The 3,976-nt window shown below is 36.4% G+C and carries 1 protein-coding gene; it reads right to left on the reverse strand.

The genetic code is table 11. The features are described 5' to 3' along the window. On the reverse strand, window positions 1–3,711 hold a 3,711-nt coding region (locus A0739_RS09615; protein ID WP_196755724.1), incomplete at its 3' end, for a G5 domain-containing protein. Between the last annotated feature and the right edge of the window lie 265 nt (window positions 3,712–3,976).

The following is a 3,976-nucleotide window of genomic DNA, read 5'->3' on the forward strand; positions in this document are numbered from 1 at the left end:
AGTAAGTGGTTTTGTTCCCACAAGTACGATTTGCTTAATAGGTTTAGTAGTGATACTATCAGAAACTTGTTCTCTTGAAATTAGATCATTTGTATCATTATCACGGATTTCTCGATAAGAAACAGTACGGATTCCTTTGACACCAGGAGTTTTGATGACAGAATCACCAACTAAAATAGTATCATCGTTTACATATTCTGTTTCGAAATCGACATCAAACTGATCAAATGCTCCAATAGCTTTGGAAGTTCGTGTACCAACATGGACAATACGGCTTTGCGGTGCCGTAGTTACATTTTCATCAGTAAATGTATATTGCGTATCGTTCTTCAAACCAATTGGAAGGTTTTCGTAGCGATAAATCATCTCAGTTGTTTGAGTTTGTTTTTTAGTATCAGTGTAACTATACGCCTTAGTGGCAGTCATAATATTGCCATCTGTGGTTGTATAGTCTGCTCGAAGCAAGCCAGGAATGCGATCATTATCAGTAGCTTCTCGAATATTTGTTGTTGCATAGAAGTATCTGAGACCATAGTTTAGGATATCGGTTCCACTTGATTTCTCATAAGCAGAGTTATCGACACCAGTCGCATAGGTATTTACAGTTTTCGTTCCAGCTACACCAGGAGTTTTCTCAATGCTAGTTCCAGCAGCGATAGTTTTATCGTTCACGTAGATTGTTTCATATGGAATAGTCTCTTCTGAACTATTGACTAAGCGAGGGGAACTTGTTGAAAAACGACTAACTCCCATATTGAATTGAGTGCTATTCTTTTCCTTGTTAGGAGTAAGGCGTTCGGTTGCAGGCTTATAGATCGCATTGCCAAGTGGATCGGTTTTCGTATCGGTAGTAGAAGCTGTGATTTCGGATTCGGAAGTGAAGGTATTGTTTTCAGTATATCGAACCAGGTGATTGGCTTCTAATACACGGATTGGCAAATCAACATTGTTAGCATAACTAATATTAGAAATTTTAATATCGTTTCCAATAAAAGCTAATGGTTGAGTTCGACTAAGTGTATTTGGAAGGTTGCTTGGAGTTCGAGTTGTATTAATACCAAAGCCAAGTCCAGGTTGCACCAAAGTACCATTATTTCCATTTAAACTAATTAACGGCGTTTGCGTTGCAGCGTTCTTAGCTAAAGTTTGCGTGATTTCACCAAAATCTAAATTATTATCTTTAAAAAGAATACCTTCTGCATTAGTTGTAATAGAAATGATAGGCATTGTCTTTTGTTTTCCGATGATACCAGGTCTAGTACTCATGAAAGTTTTTTTGACTTTAATGTCATTGTTTTGGAAAACAACAGACCCACGGAACTTATCTTGGTTAGCTCGAATTGTTTTATCTGCGACATTAAAATTACTAGTCGATTCAGCGATTGTAATAGCAGATAAATCTTTATTTGGATCACCGTAAAGTTCTTCAAGCTCGACTTTATTATTACTAATGTTGATGGAACCAGAACCATATCCCAATCCGTTTGCAAATTTACTTGTATCAGATAATGTAGCAGTTCCCCTAATATTGTCATTAGAAGAGTTAATCATCTTAATCAAATCGTTTGCTGAGTGTCCAGTGATTTGATTGTTTTTTATATTCAGTATATAGTTTAGATAAGGCTCTTGCATACGAACCAAGATAGCATTTGTATTGTAGTCTTGGTTTGTAGCGGTTCTACCTGATGAATCCAAATCTTGAATGCGGTTATTACTAATTTCAAAATAACCTACGGCTCCGTCTGCACTCAAGTCCTGAGATTTTTCATTCGTTTGTAAATGAATCGCTTCATACTGGAGGTAATCATGGCCATGTGTGAATTTTCCGTCAACTTTCAAGTCATCTCGTACTAGACGATTTGTTTTATCTTGTGTGACAACGTTGTTTCGAATGACAACATTTTCCATTTTAAAGTTTCGGTTGTATACAGAGATACCTAACAAGCGATCTCCGTATGAAATGTTGTTTTCGATTAAAATTCGGTCACCGTCGTGAATATCTAATCCTTTACGATAGTTATAGGTACTCGTATTGTTTCGGAAAACAATTCCATTATTGTAGGATCCAGCCTCTGAAGCGAAACCATAACCTGTACTTCCGTTTAATTTGTGTCCATTTTCAGAAGTGGTTGTTCCTTCAATAAGGATATTGGTTTGGTAAGAGAATTGAACTCCAGCCACTCGGTTATTGTGAGTATTACTGTTTAATACTTTATTGTTTTCACCTAAGTTTAGACTACTGAAAGTATAACCAGGAGCTTTTCCAGCAATCAAATTACTCACAGAGCGAGGACGGCCCCAACCAGGTAGAGAGATATTTGAGACACTGTTATATGACGACCCGAAACGGATACCAGCTTTGTTAGCTCCACTCGCTTCAACGTTCTCAACAGTTACATTATCAGAATCATTGATAAGGACGCCATCGACTTTTCCATAGTAGGGCATTCCTTTGACGTAGAAGCCATCATGTTGTTCTCCAAAAGCTTCTTTTAAGTTTTGGATAGAAACAGATAAATCTTTCACAAGGAATCCATTTTGATTTTCAACTAGCAAAACTGCATGGTCGCGATTGTCAGTATCATTCTCGTTGCTATCCCAAGGATTTCCTAGCTGAACTAAATTTGTTTTTAATACGGTTGTTCCTGGACCGTCTCCAAAGAGACCGGTTACATTTGAGTGCTCTGAACCGATTTTAATTTGATTAAAGGAGCCACTTTCGCTTTTGCGATAGATAGGCAACGCAATACCTGTGAGATTCTCCCCATTAGAACTGATATAACGAACAAGTCCTTCCGAGTCTACACGAAGATTTTGATATTCTTCTTTTGTAACATGCGAAAGGTCCTGAACACCATCAATTCGTCCTTTTTGTATAGGCATAGGGACACCTGATCCGTATGTTAAAATTTTATAGTGATCAATTTCGCCTTTATCACGAGCCACATTGACAATTCCAGAAAGTTTGACGGCAACACCAGTATGTTGTGTACCATCTGGATCAGCCATTACAATTTCATTTGCTGCTTTTAGTGCTTTATTAACAGCGAGAGTATCATCTTGGTTATCAGCTACATTCAAACCAAAATCAGTAGCATTGACATAGTACCATTTGTTTTTATGATCATAGTGAACATCATACTCAATGCCTTCAACAGTTGGTTTTGAAACAACGGTCCTTACATCTTCTGTGATGGCATCCTGAATTTTTTTTGATTGGTTTTCTTTTGGTATTTCAGGAATGGCTTTTGCTTTGATTGCGTCCTCGTCAGCTTTTACTTCTGGTTTTAGAGCAGGTTCGATAGATTCAGCAGGTTCAGTCGGTATAGATTCTTTTGGCTGACTTTTATTTCCCTCTGCAGATGTGGATGCGCTTACACTTCGGAATCCACTTTGTCCTATTTGTTTACTATCTGCTGGCTTCGTAGGAGTTTCAGTTACAGTGCTAGCACTATCGGATACATTAGAGGAAGGAGTAGTAGACTGTTCAGTCACTGAACTAGGATTATTACCATTTTCAGCAGAATTTAGAGTATTTCCGTCTTCATTGGTTTTTTCAATCGTTGAAGATGTAACTGTAGTCGGTTGTAGCATTTCTGAAGTGTCTCCCCCAACTTCATTAGCGGCTACGTTATTGACTAATAAGGTTGATGTAACAATTCCGATTGAAACAGCAACCCAGTGCTTCTTTACTTTACGTAACTTTTTCATAAAAATATAATTCCCTTTTTATTTTTTATATTAAATAGTTTGACCGCAATTATTCATAATAATTTATATTTAGCTTCTCCTACAAACAACTATAATAATATATAAAAATATATTGCAGCCTTTTTATTTTAACAAATCAAGTAGTTTGAGTCAAGAAATTAAACTAGAAAATTACAAAAAATACAGATTATTTAATGAATAAAATTATTTCATTTGCAAAATAATTACAATAATATTAAATCGCTTGACAAAGTGACATGTATAA

Source organism: Streptococcus oralis, assembly GCF_001588645.1.
Lineage (GTDB): Bacteria > Bacillota > Bacilli > Lactobacillales > Streptococcaceae > Streptococcus > Streptococcus oralis_AB.